Origin of the sequence: Brevibacillus sp. NPDC003359 (assembly GCF_042878995.1) — a bacterium.
In the GTDB taxonomy this organism is placed as follows: Bacteria; Bacillota; Bacilli; order Brevibacillales; family Brevibacillaceae; genus Brevibacillus.
This window is the reverse complement of the sequence record NZ_JBIAOR010000009.1, coordinates 183,097-199,113: the sequence shown is the minus strand read 5'-3', so window position 1 is coordinate 199,113 and position 16,017 is coordinate 183,097. Positions and strand designations below refer to the sequence as shown.

At 47.8% G+C, this 16,017-nt stretch carries 15 protein-coding genes; 13 read left to right on the top strand and 2 right to left on the bottom strand.

Annotation, left to right across the window (positions count from 1 at the left end; genetic code table 11):
- Positions 1-13 precede the first annotated feature (13 nt).
- From ACFYU8_RS20810 to ACFYU8_RS20770, 9 genes are all read left to right on the top strand, one after another.
- Entirely contained in the window at positions 14-1,003 is a 990-nt protein-coding gene (locus ACFYU8_RS20810) for an ABC transporter ATP-binding protein (protein ID WP_390302647.1), read from the top strand.
- Positions 1,000-1,962: an ABC transporter ATP-binding protein gene (locus ACFYU8_RS20805; RefSeq protein ID WP_390303148.1), complete on the top strand. Its 963-nt coding sequence runs from the start codon at positions 1,000-1,002 to the stop codon at positions 1,960-1,962. Before ACFYU8_RS20810 ends, ACFYU8_RS20805 begins: the two co-directional genes overlap by 4 nt.
- A gap of 21 nt (positions 1,963-1,983) precedes the next feature.
- Positions 1,984-3,111 (top strand): aminopeptidase, encoded by a 1,128-nt coding sequence (locus tag ACFYU8_RS20800; protein ID WP_390302650.1) that lies wholly within the window; start codon positions 1,984-1,986, stop codon positions 3,109-3,111.
- On the top strand, positions 3,108-4,112 hold the full coding sequence (locus tag ACFYU8_RS20795) for a dipeptidase (RefSeq protein WP_390302652.1): 1,005 nt from the start codon (positions 3,108-3,110) through the stop codon (positions 4,110-4,112). Before ACFYU8_RS20800 ends, ACFYU8_RS20795 begins: the two co-directional genes overlap by 4 nt.
- A 20-nt stretch (positions 4,113-4,132) precedes the next feature.
- A complete protein-coding gene (locus ACFYU8_RS20790) occupies positions 4,133-5,446 on the top strand; it encodes a helix-turn-helix domain-containing protein (protein ID WP_390302655.1) in 1,314 nt (437 codons plus the stop codon).
- 159 nt (positions 5,447-5,605) lie between these two features.
- Positions 5,606-7,246, top strand: a complete 1,641-nt coding sequence (locus tag ACFYU8_RS20785; RefSeq protein WP_390302658.1) for an ABC transporter substrate-binding protein — start codon at positions 5,606-5,608, stop codon at positions 7,244-7,246.
- Positions 7,247-7,274: 28 nt separating this feature from the next.
- Positions 7,275-8,741: a serine hydrolase domain-containing protein gene (locus ACFYU8_RS20780; protein ID WP_390302661.1), complete on the top strand. Its 1,467-nt coding sequence runs from the start codon at positions 7,275-7,277 to the stop codon at positions 8,739-8,741.
- On the top strand, positions 8,738-9,868 hold the full coding sequence (locus ACFYU8_RS20775; RefSeq protein ID WP_390302664.1) for a mandelate racemase/muconate lactonizing enzyme family protein: 1,131 nt from the start codon (positions 8,738-8,740) through the stop codon (positions 9,866-9,868). Before ACFYU8_RS20780 ends, ACFYU8_RS20775 begins: the two co-directional genes overlap by 4 nt.
- A gap of 13 nt (positions 9,869-9,881) precedes the next feature.
- Positions 9,882-10,346 carry a GNAT family N-acetyltransferase gene (locus ACFYU8_RS20770; protein ID WP_390302667.1) on the top strand — a complete coding sequence of 155 codons (465 nt, stop codon included), beginning with the start codon at positions 9,882-9,884 and terminating at the stop codon, positions 10,344-10,346.
- A 147-nt stretch (positions 10,347-10,493) separates the two neighbouring features.
- On the opposite strand, the gene ACFYU8_RS20765 is transcribed toward ACFYU8_RS20770, so the two are convergent.
- Both ACFYU8_RS20765 and ACFYU8_RS20760 read right to left on the bottom strand, forming a co-directional pair.
- Positions 10,494-12,125: a peptide ABC transporter substrate-binding protein gene (locus ACFYU8_RS20765; protein WP_390302670.1), complete on the bottom strand. Its 1,632-nt coding sequence runs from the start codon at positions 12,123-12,125 to the stop codon at positions 10,494-10,496.
- 234 nt (positions 12,126-12,359) lie between these two features.
- The gene (locus tag ACFYU8_RS20760) at positions 12,360-12,929 is read right to left on the bottom strand and encodes a DoxX family protein (protein ID WP_390302673.1); all 570 of its coding nucleotides are present in this window, start codon (positions 12,927-12,929) and stop codon (positions 12,360-12,362) included.
- A 502-nt stretch (positions 12,930-13,431) separates the two neighbouring features.
- Between ACFYU8_RS20760 and ACFYU8_RS20755 the strand changes: the two genes are divergently transcribed.
- The 4 genes from ACFYU8_RS20755 to ACFYU8_RS20740 all read left to right on the top strand — a co-directional run bounded on the left by ACFYU8_RS20755 (position 13,432) and on the right by ACFYU8_RS20740 (position 16,012).
- Positions 13,432-14,313 carry a cation diffusion facilitator family transporter gene (locus tag ACFYU8_RS20755; protein WP_390302676.1) on the top strand — a complete coding sequence of 294 codons (882 nt, stop codon included), beginning with the start codon at positions 13,432-13,434 and terminating at the stop codon, positions 14,311-14,313.
- A gap of 2 nt (positions 14,314-14,315) precedes the next feature.
- Entirely contained in the window at positions 14,316-14,735 is a 420-nt protein-coding gene (locus ACFYU8_RS20750) for a hypothetical protein (protein WP_390302679.1), read from the top strand.
- 107 nt (positions 14,736-14,842) lie between these two features.
- Complete coding sequence (locus tag ACFYU8_RS20745; protein ID WP_390302682.1) at positions 14,843-15,415, top strand: histidine phosphatase family protein; 573 nt, start codon at positions 14,843-14,845, stop codon at positions 15,413-15,415.
- A gap of 30 nt (positions 15,416-15,445) precedes the next feature.
- Complete coding sequence (locus tag ACFYU8_RS20740; protein WP_390302685.1) at positions 15,446-16,012, top strand: SMI1/KNR4 family protein; 567 nt, start codon at positions 15,446-15,448, stop codon at positions 16,010-16,012.
- Positions 16,013-16,017: the final 5 nt, after the last annotated feature.

Sequence of the window (16,017 nt, the reverse complement as noted above, 5' to 3'; positions counted from 1 at the left end):
AGGAGTGAGTAACATGGCGAACGTGTTGGAAGTGACAGGATTGACTACCACGTTTTCAAAAAATGAAAAGGCTTTCAAGGTGGTGGACAATCTTTGCTTGCAGGTCAAAAGAGGCGAATCGGTCGGGATCGTCGGAGAATCAGGGTGTGGAAAAAGCGTCGCCTCTCTATCCATAATGCGCTTGCTCAGTAAAAACGGAAACATTGCGGGCAGCATTCAACTGAACGGAGCCGATCTCTTGCGCTATAGCGAAAAAGAGATGCAGAGGATCAGAGGAAAAGAGGTAGCCATGATCTTTCAGGAGCCGATGACTTCGCTGAATCCCGTACTGACCATCGGCAAGCAATTGAGCGAAGGACTGGAAAAGCATGAGGGCATGAACCGAGCCCAATCGAAACAAAGAGTGCTCGAGCTGTTGACGCAGGTAGGCATTTCTCGTGCCAATGAAATCTATCACGAGTACCCGCATCGGCTGTCAGGTGGGATGCGGCAGCGTGTGATGATCGCGATGGCGATTGCCTGCCATCCAAAGCTGTTGATCGCGGACGAACCCACAACTGCACTAGATGTAACGATCCAAGCGCAAATATTGGATGTCATGAAAAAAATCCAAAGAGAGCTGGGTATGTCGCTCATTATGATCACGCATGATTTGGGCGTCGTCGCGGAGACATGTGACCGGGTACTGGTGATGTATGCCGGGCAGGTCATTGAAGCGGCCGATGTTCGCACACTGTTGCGCAGCCCCAAGCATCCGTACACCATGGGCTTGATCAAATCGACGCCACATAACGCCAAAGGCCAGAAGAGATTGCACAGTATCGCGGGAAGTGTGCCGCCCCCCGATGATTATCCGAAGGGATGCCGTTTTGCTCCGCGATGTGAGAAGGCACTGCCTGTCTGTTTGGAACAAAATCCTCCTTTACTGGACGTGGATCAACAGTCGGAATGCCGTTGTTGGCTGTATCGAGAGAACAGGGAAAGCGCGGCGGTGAATGGATGAAAACGCCTCTTTTGCAAGTGAAAAATTTGAATAAGAAGTTCCTTGTCCGCAAAGGGTGGTTTCAGCCGCCGAGTTACGTGCATGCCGTCCATGGAGTGAACGTGACTGTCAACGCAGGTGAAACGCTGGGAATCGTGGGGGAGTCCGGCTGTGGCAAGTCAACACTCGGCAGATGCATTCTACGCTTGGTGGAGCCGACTGACGGCGAGATCGTGTTCGAGGGTCAAAATATCCGCAGCTTACAGAAGGCAGACATGCAGAAGCTGCGGCGTGATATGCAAATGGTGTTTCAAAATCCATTTGATACCCTCAATCCGAAGCTGACGATCCAGCACATTTTGTCAGAGCCGTTGATTGCCCATGGTATCCCAAAGCGCGAGCGAGCAGCCATGATCGAAGAGACGATGGAGATCGTCGGTTTGAACAAAAGTCATTTGTCACGATACGCGCATGAGTTTTCCGGAGGACAAAGGCAAAGAATCGGGATCGCTCGCGCCTTGATGCTTAGGCCAAAGCTCATCATAGCTGACGAGCCTGTATCCGCACTGGATGTATCGATTCAATCGCAAATTCTCAATTTGCTTCAGGATTTGCAGGAGCAGTTTTCGCTCACGTATCTTTTTATCTCGCATGACTTGAGTGTCGTAGAGCATATCGCCGATCGAGTAGCGGTGATGTACTTGGGAGAAGTGATTGAGCTGGCGAAAAAAGAAGAGCTGTTTCAACGTCCGCTGCATCCCTACACACAGTCGCTTCTCTCCGCGATTCCCATCACTGATCCTGACGAGAAAAAAGAACGGATTATTTTAACAGGGGATCTGCCGTCTCCGTCCAATCCGCCGCAGGGCTGCAAGTTTCACCCGCGCTGCTGGGCGTGCATGGACGTGTGCAAGACAGTAGCCCCTCTATTAACAGACACAGACGGCAGACTGGTTGCGTGTCATCTCTATGAAAAATAAGGAAGCAGGAGTGATGGTTAGATGCTAGACCCTCGTCTTACGAAGCTGGCGAATGTGCTCGTGAATTACTCGACGAATGTGCAGCCGGGAGATAACGTGCTGATCGATGCGATGGAGGTGGATACCGCTCTGATTAAGGAGCTCGTCAAAGCTGTTTCACGAGCAGGCGGACATTCTTTTGTGAACCTGCGTGAATCCTCGATTAGCCGTCAATTATTGCTAGCGGGAACAGAGGAGCAATTCCGTTTAGAATCGGAGATGGACAAAGAGCGAATGGAAAAAATGCAAGCGTGCATCATCATCGAGGGTGGGCTGAACATCAATGAAGTGTCAGATGTCCCTGATGAGCAGATGAAGCTGGCTACGTCCTTTTTCAAAGAAGTAAGTATCGTGCGTCTCAAAAAGAAATGGGTCTATCTCCGTTATCCGACGCCTTCCATGGCGCAGCTAGCGAATAAGAGTACAGAAGCGTTCGAACAGTTTTACTTCGATGTCTGCACAATGGATTATGCCAAAATGGCAAAAGCAATGCAGCCGCTCAAGGAGCTGATGGAGCGAACTGACCGCGTGAAAATCACGGGACCTGGCACAGAGCTGACCTTTTCGATTAAAGGCATTCCAGCGATTCCATGTCCGGGTCACTACAACATACCAGACGGTGAAGTATTTACGGCCCCTGTTCGCGATTCGGTGAACGGTGTCATATCGTTTAACACGCCGTCGCCTTATCAAGGCTTCACCTTTGAAAAGGTACGGCTGGAGTTTGTGGACGGGAAGATCGTCCAAGCCACAGCCAATGACACGGAGCGCTTGAACAACATTTTGGATACGGATGAAGGTGCCCGGTACATTGGGGAGTTTGCCTTGGGGGTTCACCCGGTCATTCGGGAACCGATGCAGGATATTTTGTTCGATGAAAAAATCGACGGTAGCTTCCACTTCACGCCGGGACGATGCTATGACGAGGCATCCAACGGTAACAAGTCAAACATCCATTGGGACATGGTCATGATTCAACGCCCGGAGTACGGTGGCGGTGAGATTTGGTTCGATGATCATTTGATTCGCAGAGACGGACGCTTTCTTTTACCGGAGCTTGCACCACTTAACCCGGAAAACCTGAAAGAACAGGAGGAACATGAGGCATGACACATGTAATCGACGGGCATTTTGACCTTTTGCTGGATGTTGCCATTCAACGCGAGCATGGCCGGCGAAAAGTTATTGAAACGGATTACTTGCCTGATTTCGTGGCGGGTGGGGTGCAGACGATAGTCGCAGCGATTTATATCGATAACAAATTTCTGCCGGAGATGGGCTTGCGCAAGGCGCTGCAACAAATCAGCGCGCTGCATGCGGAGGCAGATGAATCGCCTGAGAAAATCATGGTTTGCAAAAGTATGAGTGACATCGAGACCGCGAAGCGAATGGGGAAAATTGGTTTTGTGCTCTCTCTGGAAGGCGCGGAACCGTTATATAATGATCTGAGTATGCTCCGTGTTTTTTACGAGCTGGGCGTGCGGCTTATGGGTCTCGTGTGGAGTAGGCGGAACTTCGTTGGAGACGGCAGTCATTTTAGCCCGGTACGGGAAGGGCGAAAGGGCGGGCTCACCGAGTTCGGCATCCGCGTCGTCGAAGAGGCAGAAGCAATGGGCATCATCATTGATGTCAGCCATCTGAATGACGAAGGCTTCTGGGATCTGATCGAGGTAGCGCGTAGGCCCATCATCGCTTCCCATTCCAACTGTCGGACATTAGCGAGCTCCATGCGCAATCTGACGGATGAGCAAATCAGGGCGATCGCATTCACGAACGGCGTAATCGGCATCAATGGCGTCAATTTGTTCGTAGCGGACACAGACGATCAGGCTGATATCGAGCACATGATCAACCACGTCGATCACGTCGTGAAGCTGGTTGGGGTTGAGCACGTCGGACTGGGTCTGGACATCATCGAGCCATTTATGAAATATGATTCTCCCGGTGTGTTTATCCAAGCAGGGCGCAAAGATTTTGATGTCGTAAAAGGACATACCAAGATTCCGGAGCTTGCGCGTGCCCTTGCCAAAAGAGGGTACAGGGATGAAGCGATTGAGCGTATCTTGGGTGAAAATTTTATTCGCGTGTTCAAGGACGTGTGGAAATCATAGAGAGATGAGGGAGTGGAACATTGACCATCACGATAGCGTTAATCTCTTCGGAAGAATTTTTGCCAAGGATCTTGAAGCATATCCAATCCATCGATTCCATTCAACTGACTTCGTATACATACCAGAACCCAAAAGAGAGCGCTGCGTTGCTTGACCAAATCCATGACTGCGACGTGCTGCTTTTTGCTGGCCCACTTCCTTATTTTTTTGCCAAGGAAAAGGTAGAGCAAAAGAAGCTGCCTGCGGTGTACATTCCGCTCGATGAATACACGATTTCCCTCTCTTTGTTTCATACCTTGTTGAACGTACCAGGAGGACTGGACCACATCTCGATAGATATGCCAAAAGCGGAGTATATCGAGAAGGTCGCTGAAGAATTGGGCATGACCTCTACGGCTTGGTATGTAAAAGACTACAGTGAGATTATTGAAGAAGGCGGGACGAGATTTGACGTGGAGGAGATTATCCAGTTCCACAAGGAGCGCTGGGAACAGAAACAGAGCCATTTTGCTTTGACTGGCGTTGACTACGTTTACAGTCGATTGCGTGAGCTGAACATCCCTTCCGCATCGCTCGTCTGTCCTGATAAAAATATTCGCGATGCCGTCAATCAAGCCGTTGCTTATGGTCAATTGAAAATTAGCAAAAATTCGCAGATCGCCGTGGGGATTGCAGCGATCCAGCAAAATGATGGTCCGCCCGTCGAAACACAATGGCAGGATGCGACGATTATTTTGCTGCAAGAGCTGTTGGAGCTCGTCAAAGAGACTGACGCTTCCATTCAAAAATTGGGACTGGATCAATTCATCATCTATGGCACGAGAGGCAGTATTGAGCAAATGATTCAATACGGCAAGATCATGCAAGTATTGGGCAATGTCGATCTGCTTGCCAAAGTGACGGTTGCCATCGGGTTTGGTTGTGGTCTGACAGCGAAAGAGGCCGAAGCGAACGCACGCATTGCGATTTATCATGCCAGGAAAACGAATGAAAGCAGTGCGTATTTGGTGACGGATGAAAAAGAAGTGATCGGTCCGTTGAATACAGAATCGAAGACGTTCCATTTAAAAAGCGAGAACAAGGAAGTGCTGGAGATCGCGGAGAAGACTGGCGCAAGTGTCGCTACTATCACGAAAATTATGCAGTATGTCAAGCTTCGCCGCGATAACCGCTTCACCGCTTCAGATTTAGCCGAGTACCTCCAGATCAGTCGCCGCAGCTCGGAAAGAACTTTGAAAAAGCTGATCGAGCATCAGGTCGTAGAGGTCGTCGGGGAAGAGCAGCCGTATCAGCAAGGACGCCCGCGGGCTGTGTATCGTCTTAATCATCAATGATTCCCCTCATGAACATCAACCTGTCCCGGTTTTTCCGTTTGCAAGGAAATCCGGGACCCCCACATCCCTCATCTAAGAAGCAATCCGATTTAATTAGCGACTATATACCGACGTGAGTAGACTTTGAATGGAAATGACTCGAAAAAAGGAGGTCGCGCCATGCTATCAGAGCGATTAACAGGCCAAATACGCAACGTTTTACTCATGTGTGTACTCGTCTTTCCCATAGTTGGCTGCAGTTCTGCTCCCACTCCGGCTACAGACGAGAAGCAAGCAAGTCAGACAGCAAAAAGCTCCCAACCCAAAAAGGGAGGGACGATCACCATGGGCTACCAGATGGAGCCAGATACACTGGACCCGCAAAAGACGTCGATGCCAGCGGGAAATTTTGTTGGGGGCCTGTTGGGGGGAGCCTTGCTGATCCTCGATCCCTTTACGTTTGAGTTGAAGCCGCATCTCGCTGAATCGTACACGATCTCAGAAGACGGCAAGACCATGACGTTCAAGCTTCGTTCTGGCGTGAAGTTCCACGATGGGACACCGCTCACCGCGAAAGTTTTTAAGCAAAGCTATGAACGTGCACTCGATCCGAAAACAGCCTCACCGGTTACGGGACCGGATGTATCTTCGATCAAATCCATTTCAGCTCCTGATGATTCCACATTGATCTTTCATTTGGATGAGCCCTCCGCTTCGTTACTTTCTAACTTATCATATGGCGGCTACCAGCAACCCATTTCCATAGAGGCACGAAACAAATACGGAAATGAGCTGGGACGCAATCCTGTCGGGGTAGGTCCATGGAAGTTCGAAAGCTGGAAAACAGGCGAATCGATCACACTGGTACGCAACGAGGAGTATAAGTGGGCATCTCCTTTTGCTGAGAATCAAGGACCTGTGAGACCCGACAAGTTCGTTCTGAAATTTATTCAAGACGACCAGACCATGATGGCTGCTCTCGACAGTGGAACGATTGATATGGCCGCTGTGCCTCCGAAAGACGCGAAGAAGTACAAGGATCACAAAGATTTTACGGTGTTGGAAGGGATGCAGCCTACAGAGAACTTTATTGGGATGAATCTGGAAAATGAAATCCTGCAAGATGTCCGCGTGAGAAAGGCACTGAACCTGGCGATCAACAAAGACGCATTGATCATAGCAGATTTGCAAGGAGAGGGGGTACCTGTCTACGGACCGATCCCGCCTACAATGATTGGATACGATGCGGCAGTAGAGCAGTACGGCTACAAGTACAATGCTGAGCAAGCCAGACAACTGCTGGATGAAGCAGGATGGAATCTAAACGCGCAAGGGATAAGGGAAAAGGATGGGAAAACGCTCAGCCTGACGATGCTCATCGAAAATACAAATCCCGGGCATCAGTTGGTGCAAAGCATGTTCAAAGAGATTGGTGTCGAATTGCATATCCAAAAGTATGAATCGGCGACAGCTCATGAACAGGCACTGAAGGGCGAGTTCGATTTATTCTCAACGGGTCATGGCAGCGTCGATCCAGATATTTTGAACTTGTTACTGCATTCGAGTCAGATCGGGGGCTTGAATTTCTTTCGCCTCAGTGATCAACAGCTCGATAGCTTGCTAGATAAAGGACGAACAACAACAGACCAAGCACAGCGCCAAAAGATTTTTGCAGATATACAAAAAAGAATCGTGGAACAGGCCTATTGGATTCCGCTCTATTCCGCAAAAACATTCGTGGTCGTCAACAACCGTATTCAAGGCGTCAAACCCAATCCCTTAGCAACCTTGATTATTCAAGACATGTGGGTGAACGAATAAAGCGAAATCATTCGAAAGAGGTGGACAAATGAGACAGCAAGGCTGGTTAGTAGAATGGGAAGAGCTGGTTGCAAAAGAAATGAAGGAAGGCAGGGTTCCGGGCTTTGTCATGGGTGTGAATTTGGATGGGCAGAGCCTGCTTCGCAAAAGCTTTGGCTACCGGGATCGTGAAAAGGAACTCGAAATCACGCCTGATACCGTGATGGGATTGGCTTCCGTTACGAAGTCTTTTACATGCATGGCGATCATGCAGCTACAGGAAGCGAAAAAGCTCTCTGTTCATGATCCAGTGATCAAATATCTCCCTGAGTTTCGTACCCCGGATCGTCAAAAAACGGAGCAGATGACGATCCACCATTTTATGACGCACACGACGGGCATACCGCCGCTGCCCATTGATCACCTGGCGATTCGCAACTCCATGTTCGATGACATGCCTGACGAAGATAACCCGATTCACCGTTACTTGAAAAAGGAGTACCAGAAACTGATCTCCACGTTCGAAGAGCTGATGGAAGCTCTTGCCCTGGCGGAATATGAGCTAGTGGGCTCTCCAGGACAATTGTTTAGCTATTCGAATGATTGCTATTCTCTCTTGGGAGCAGTCATAGCCCGAGTGAGTGGGAAGTCGTATGACGTTTATGTCAAAGAGCATATTTTGGAACCAGCAGACATGCCAAGCAGCACCTTCCTTCTCAGCGATCTGCCTCACTTGCCGGCTGTCACCACCATCTACCATTTGAAAGAGAACAATGGAGTGTCTGAGATTTACCCTGATCCACTGTGGGAGGACGGATTGTTGGTAGCCGCCTCGGGGTATTTGAATTCAACAGTACGAGACATGTTAAACTACGCAGAAATATTCCGTACGGGCGGATGCGTGGGTAAGGAACGGATTTTATCCGAGGAGAGCGTCAAACAAATGATCTATCCGCATGTCCAGAACAGCTACGGCAGGTATTACGGATATGGCTTATCCATTCAACCCGACTACTATGGGGGTACCTTGATCAAGCACGGTGGAGCGATCAAAGGTGTCGCCTCCAATTTAGCGATTGTTCCGGAGCGGGGGATTACCTCCATGGCTTTGGCCAATTTAACCGGAAGTCTCGTCGAAAAAGCCACTCTGACAGCACTCCATGCCGTAGAAGGGCGTCCATTGAATACGCCACAGTACCAATTCGAGACATATAGCGTCCCTCTTTCCCAGTTAGGGGAGTATGCCGGTCGATACGCTAGTGGGGAAGGAATGGATATCATCGTATATGTGGTAGAGGGTGTCCTGATGATGATAGATAAGACGTTGGATGCGTTTGGTGGAAAACAACTGAACTATCTATTGCGACCAATTGGAGAGCATCAATTTATCACCGATAGAGAGGGAAGCGAGCTGACAGTTGGTTTTGTAACAGGCGAAGACGGCTCTGTAAAAGCCATGTCCCTGTATTATCGGATCATTCCACGAGTAGCAGATACGGAGGGTAGTCGAATATGAAAATAACGACTGTATGTGTTCATGCCATAAGGTTGCCGCTAAAACGCCCATTTATTATCGCGTACGCCTCGTATGAGGATATGCCGTCCATTATTGTAAAAGTAGAGACAGACAATGGGCTGGTCGGACTAGGTGAAGCAGTACCGGATCAAAATGTCACCGGAGAGACGTGGGAGTCCACCTATACGATGCTCGTTCAAAACCTGGCACCTGTTGTGATCGGTGAGAATCCGTTTGATATCGAGAGAATCCATGAAAAGATGAACCAGACTGTTTGGGGAGCCCCAGCAGCAAAAGCCGCCATCGATATCGCCTGCTATGATTTGATGGGAAAGGCGGCTGGTCAACCTGTTTATCATTTCTTGGGCGGAAAATATCACACAACTCTTTCCTTCCCTTATGTGTTAAGCATTTTGGAGCCAGAGGTCATGGCAGCTGAAGCCAGGCAAGCAGTGGCAGCTGGGTATGACTCTATCAAAATAAAGGTGGGAGCTGATCTTTGGACAGATATCCAGCGAATCAGAGCTGTTTGGCAGGCAGTTGGCCCTGACGTAGGGCTGCGGGTGGACGCCAACCAAGGTTGGGAGAACCGTACGAACACCTTGCTGGCTTTGAAGCAGATCGAGGATTGTCACATTGATTGGATGGAGCAGCCTGTTGTGGCGGATGATCTGGATGCTTTGGCGGATATTCGCAGGCAAACAACTATTCCAATCATGGTAGACGAAGGATTGCACGGGACGAAGGAAATGCGGGAGGTCATCGCGAAGAAAGCTGCAGATAAAGTTAACATCAAACTGATGAAAAGCGGAGGGATTTATCCTGCTCTCAAACTTGTGAATCAGGCGGAAATGGCTGGGATGGAGTGTCAGATCGGTTCGATGCTGGAGTCCTCGATTGGCAGTGCGGCTGGTGCTCATTTGTCACTGGCGAAGAAAAACATCATTTCCAACGAGCTGGCAGGACCTGCGATCATTTCGCGGGACGTAGCCGAGCTTGCGATTCACGGAAGCCAGATTTTTGTGTCAGATAAGCCAGGATTAGGTGTAGAGCTAGACGAAGCGGTGCTTGCCGAACTAACGGTTAAGTCAGAGCAAGTCATCGGAGCGAAGCGGCAACCCGTATAAGGGGATGACTGGAATGCAAAATACACGAGTAGAAGTCGTCGAGGCATTGACAGAAAGCCAGCTTCAAATGATCAAGGTAATGGAGCAGGAGGCTTTTGGTGTACATGGAGCGATTGATGAATGGGTGCTCGTACCACTTGCGAGACATGGCTGCGTTGCTCTTTTCATGGAAGCGGAGGAGGCGAGTCCTGTCGGGGTATGTCAGCTCTTGAGGGATTTTCGTCAGCCGGACAAGTGCTACATGTACGGGTATTACATTCGAGCAGATCGTAAAGGGATGGGGTATGGGTTCTCTTTCTTGAACCGATTGCTGGAGCAGTTGCGTGAGGATGGGTTTCGCCAGATTTGCCTGACCGTAAGCCCTGATAATACCGGAGCAGTTGGACTCTATCAAAAAGCAGGCTTTGCGGTTATCGAGACACGGATAGCGGAATATGGTAGTGGAAACGATCGCTATTATATGGAGAAAACGCTATAGAAGGAGAGTCGCTTACGATGGAACGGTTTCCTGTCTATCGGAGAAAACCGTCGGAGTTCCTACCCATATCGTATTGCGGGGAATCTTGAATAGTGGAAAGCGCGGGCTCCTCTCTTTGTTTGACGTAGAGAGGAGGCCCGCGCTTTATTATTTTTCAATATACGCGTATTTAAAGTAGGAGCCGCCGAGAGGGAAGATCACAAAGTCCTTCACCTTGTCGTTTTTCACATAAGCGTTGCCGCGGAAGTGCAGCGGTGCCAGCGGCATTTCTTCCATGAGAATTTTTTCGGCATCAAACATGAGTTGCTTGCGCTTCTGCTCGTCGGTCTCATAGTAGCTCTTGTTTAGCAGATCGCGGTATTCCTTGTTGTCGAAGCGAACGACGTTGTTGCCACCCAAGTTCTTGTACATTTCGAGGAAATTGATCGGGTCGTTGAAATCGGCCCCCCATAGCCAGATGCCGAAGTCGTATTTGCCATTTTGGACATCTTCGTTGAACACTTTCCATTCCGAGGTGCGGATGTCAATGTCGACTCCGAGTGTTTTCTTCCACTCGTCCTGGAGCGCTTGAGCCAGCTTCTTGTCCGTTTCTCCAGTGTCGTAGTAGTACGTGACTTTTGGGAATTGCGTCAGCCCGAGCTCTTTCAAGCCTTCTGCCAAAAGCTGCTTGGCCTTTGCCACATCCTCTTTAAAGTAGCCGTCCGGATTCAACCCCATGGAGACGGGAACCCAACCATAAGCGGGTGGAACACCAGTCTGTAGGATGTTATCCACCAATTGCTGTCGGTTGATCGAATACGAAAACGCCTGGCGAATTTTTTTGTTCGTGAATGGGGGCTTCTCTGTATTGAAAATGACAGCTTTAGTGCCGGGGTTATCTGCGACGAGCAGCTTGTCTTCCGCTTTAATCTGACCGACCGCATCTGGCGACAAGCCAAAGGAAGGGTAGCCTCCCCAATCCAGATCGCCATTTTCAAACATGGACAGGGCGGTGTTGTTATCCTCGATGATGGCAATATGGATCTTGTCTAGCTTGACGTTGGCGTTGTCCCAATAAGTAGGGCTTTTGCTGAAGGTGAGCTTGGATTTGTGCTCCCACGCATCCATGACAAACGGGCCATTGCCGACAATCGTTTTGACTTCTGTTGCCCACTGGGGGTTGCTCTCGATCGTCTTTTTATGAAGTGGGTAGTAGGTAGTGAATGAGGTCAATTCGCGGAAAAACGGTGTTGGTGAGCGCAAGATGAAATCTAGTGTGTAGTCGTCCTTTGCTTTTACCCCGACGTCCTCTTGCTTGCCTTTTCCGGTGTAAAAATCCTCGCCCCCCTTGATATAGAAGAGCTGGTACGCGTAGCCGGAAGCGGTTTTGGGGTCGAGATTGCGCTTGATGGCGTACTCAAAATCATGAGCGGTAACAGGATCGCCATTGCTCCATTTGGCGTCCTTTCGAATGGTAAAAGTAAAATGAGTGAAGTCAGGAGTATGTGTGTAGCTCTCTGCGATGGCGTTGATCATCTGGCCTTGACGGTCGACACTGGTCAGTCCTTCGAAGGTGAGGTTGATCATGTCCATGGAGGTCGAATCTGTTGCAATGCCGGAATCCAGCGTAGACGGCTCGCCAGTGATGCTCCATTGCAAGACCATTGGCTCTGCGGTCTTAGGCTTTGCTGTCGCTTCCGCTGGAGGGGATTGGACATTGTCGGCGGGCTTCGAGCTACAGCCGACGGAGAGACTAAACAACAATACAGCAGTAGAAATGCCTAATAGCCACTTGTTCATACATACCTCCTGTTTAATTGTTTGAAAAGTAAGAAAATTAACAGTTCCCCAAAAGAATAATGCACAGCAATCATCCAGTCATTCAACACAATGTATAAATGTTCGCTGGAAATCACGGATACAGATGGGAATAAATTCATACAATTTGTCCGTTACCTAATTAATCATTTATCCGAAGGGACAACAAAAGCCACCCGTAAAAGGTGGCTTTGTCATTAGGGAGGTAAGACAGAATTACTTGTTCATCGGCAAAACACCATCGCGCGATTTCCGCGTCCAAGGTGTACCAAGATAAGAAAGTGCCCAGCGATCCAGACCATACCAGCCCGCAACCTTCCAGGCCAGAACGAGCCAGGTAGCAAAAACAAAGAGGAGCGGGTTGCTGCTGACCGTTCCTGCGAACAGAAAGCTGACGTTCATCAAGGCACCGAAGAATGCCGCGATCCCTGTCAGGCAGCCGAGAATCAAACCGAGTCCGACGAGAACCTCACCCCAAGCGACGAGGAAGCCAAACACCTTGGCATTTGGCAATACGACATTTTCCAGGAACCAGGCATACCACGCCGTTACGTCCTTTCCTTCGGCTGCTTTCGCAAGCGATCCTTTTACGAACCCTTGAATCGCTCCACCCGCCGCATCTCCGGTCCAGTTATCGGACTGGACTTTTTTCCATCCAGTAGTAATCCATGCATATCCGACATACAGTCTGATGATCAACCAGATCGCAGCGGAATTCGTGCTGGTGAACAAGAAGTGTGAAACAGGATTTTCAGGAATAATAATTTCGTTTTGACGATTTTGCATGTGGGTATCCTCCTACATACGTTTTGAACATCTTTGTTCGAGCCGATTTTAACATAACAAATGGCGGTGTAGGGCGTTTTTGGGCATAAGTTCATACGGTGTTCATTGACACTATTGGCACGGTGTTAATGGTAAATCTTACTGTATATATTGGTAAAACACAGTAAATTCATGGAAGGATTGACAAGTTCAGGACAAAATTTTATTACTGTCGACGAGGTAGAGAAGTTCACTCTGACCGAAACTAGGTACCCAACGACTAACTAAGTAAAACCAACGCTTAGAGAAATTGAGGAAAGGGTAAAATTAGATGATGGACCTTATGAAGGTGGAGAATAGGAACACAGTCTGGGTTCTTTTAAAAAAATTTTGGGGCGACTCAACTTATTTTCATTTCTACTACATGCATGAATAAAGTAAACACTGTTTCTCTAGACCCACTCAAAAATCATCCAGTACAATAAGTCAGCATGTTGTTTCGGAAGTGGGGAGGATAGGTAATATGCAAAATTCATCTTCATTGCTCGCATTATGGATTAGTTTGATCAGTAATGTGGCATTGACTGTGATAAAGGTTGTTGTTGGAATTTTATTCAATAGTCAGGTCCTCATTGCGGATGGTATTCATAATGCTGGTGATGTGATTGCTACATTCGCTGCTTTGACATCGTCTTTGGTGTCCAAAAAACCAGCGGATAAAGACCATCCATATGGTCACGGTAAAGCAGAGGTTATCGCTTCTGGTATTGTGGCGATTATTTTAGCTTTAGCTGCATTATTCATGGTTTATAAATCGATAGAAGCCTTATTCGAACCGGCAGTAGAAGCAAGTATTATAGCATTGATAGCTGCCATTATATCTTTAGTGTGGAAACAAGTTCTTTACGTATACTGCATACGCCTTGGACGAGAAAAGAATAGTAAAAGTTTGATTGCAACGGCAAACGATCATCTAGCGGATGTGTACGCTTCAATTGCTGCTGTCGTAGGGATTGGTGTAGCGTTAATTGGGGATCGCTACGATCTACCTTTTACACAATATGGAGATCCGATAGCTGGATTGATCGTTTCCTATTTCGTGATGAAATTGGCTTACGAAATGGGGGAGGAGTCTATTGGTGTATTAATGGAGAAAAGCTTACCTGCTGAGCAGTTGTTTCAGCTTGAGAGCATTGTGCGAGCGGTTCCACAAGTAAAAAGAATTGACCGGATTCGAGCAAGAGAACATGGCCATTATGTGATTGTGGACGTACGAGTCAGTATTTCAAATGATTTAACGATTAAAGAAGGACACGATATAAGCAGAATCATAAAAGTCTCCATCATGAGTGAAATGAAAGAAGTAGAAGAGGTATTGATCCATTTAAATCCGTGGTATGAATAGTAGTGACTAGATATTTGAAAAGGTGCTGTGACCGCGCAGGATGCCAGCTCGCGGGCGAATCCGTAGACAATCTGGCGACTCATTCGTCGAGTGTATTGGACTTCATCGATACGCGGGTCAGTCCTGACTATGATAGCATGATGGAAACATCGGAGAAGTACACTTTGGATGCACACCGTTTTCATACGTTGCTGGCAGAATTCAATGCGTCTTTTGAAGAATTGAATTCCACAATCAGCAGTGTGGTTTCTGTCGTGAAGCAAGTGACGAACTCGATGGAGAAAAGTGCCCACAGTGTGGAGGCGATCACAGAGCAATCTCGCATTATTGCGGATAACAATCAACAGGTCGATGCTATTTCAGAGAGAAATGTCGGCTTGACGCAGACAATGGAAGAGATCGTGCATCGGTTTAAAATTTAAGAGTGCCCCCCCCTTTTTGCTGGTAAAAAACGGAAGGTAGGTTTGTTGTAATATATTTTCAGGAAGGGTGTAGGGCGGAAAATAAAAAGTTTCCACGGAGGGTATGTATGAAAACCTTTATTTACATGGTCAGGCACGGAGAATCACCAAAAACCGAAGGGGACGAAAGAACACGAGGACTAACTGAAAAAGGTAGGTCAGATGCCCGTATCATTACTCAATTGTTAAAAGACGAGGGGATAGATGCGTTCATTTCAAGTCCGTATAAAAGGGCAATGGCAACCATAGAAGAACTAGCCCAGTCCGTAGGGAAAGAGATCGTCGTTTTAGAAGAGCTGAGAGAACTCGTTTTTATAGGAAACAATCAGATCATGGCCGATAGCGAATTGTATCCATTGGTAAAGAAGATGTTTACTGAGCCAGACTTTTCGTTACGTGGAGGAGAGTCCTTAACAATTTGTCGGAATCGTGTGGTAAGAACATTGCGAAATATTTTAGAGCAATATAGAGGGCAGAAAGTTGTAATAGGAACGCATGGTGCCGTTATGACATTGATGATGGGGTACTTTGACAGTCAGTACGACTTGGATTTTTTATTGACGATGTCCAAGCCTGATATTTACCAAATGGAATTTCAGGGTGAAGTGCTCGTGGAAACGAAGCGATTATGGGGGAACTGACTTCCTATAGGAAAAAGGAGGACCTAACATATGGATATAAAAGAGTATATCAGGAATGGTTTTGAGGCTTACTATGCCCGATATAACCAAGTAACAGAGGAAGGTTTTTGCAGATGGATGCGGCCAGACGTCCCTGATGTCATGAAGGTAGCTGATGTCGATGAAGAATGGTCCAGATGGAAGCTAGTTCCTTCTATCGTAAGTCACGATGATGTGGCTGCGCTCGAAGAAGAATTTGGGCTGACATTTCCGGAGTGGTACAAGGCATTTATTTCAACCTATCATCATTATTTCGACGTCATTCCTGAACAAGGGATTGATGAGCCAATTGATCGTATAAAGGATATGTACAATCCATTGCTTTGCAAGTTAGGCTACCTTCCTTTTTCATGGGATACGGAGTACGGCAAGCTATACTGTATTGATTTGCAAGAAAGCCCGGATGAAGAGAAGTGTGCCATCTACGAGATTGAACATGAAATGTTATTTGAGATGGATGAAGAAAATACAGATCGGAACAAGCTTAAAGAGTCACTTGTCTTTTTGTATCCGAATTTTCAATCCTATTTTGATCACACTTTTTTAGAACATGCATGACGCGA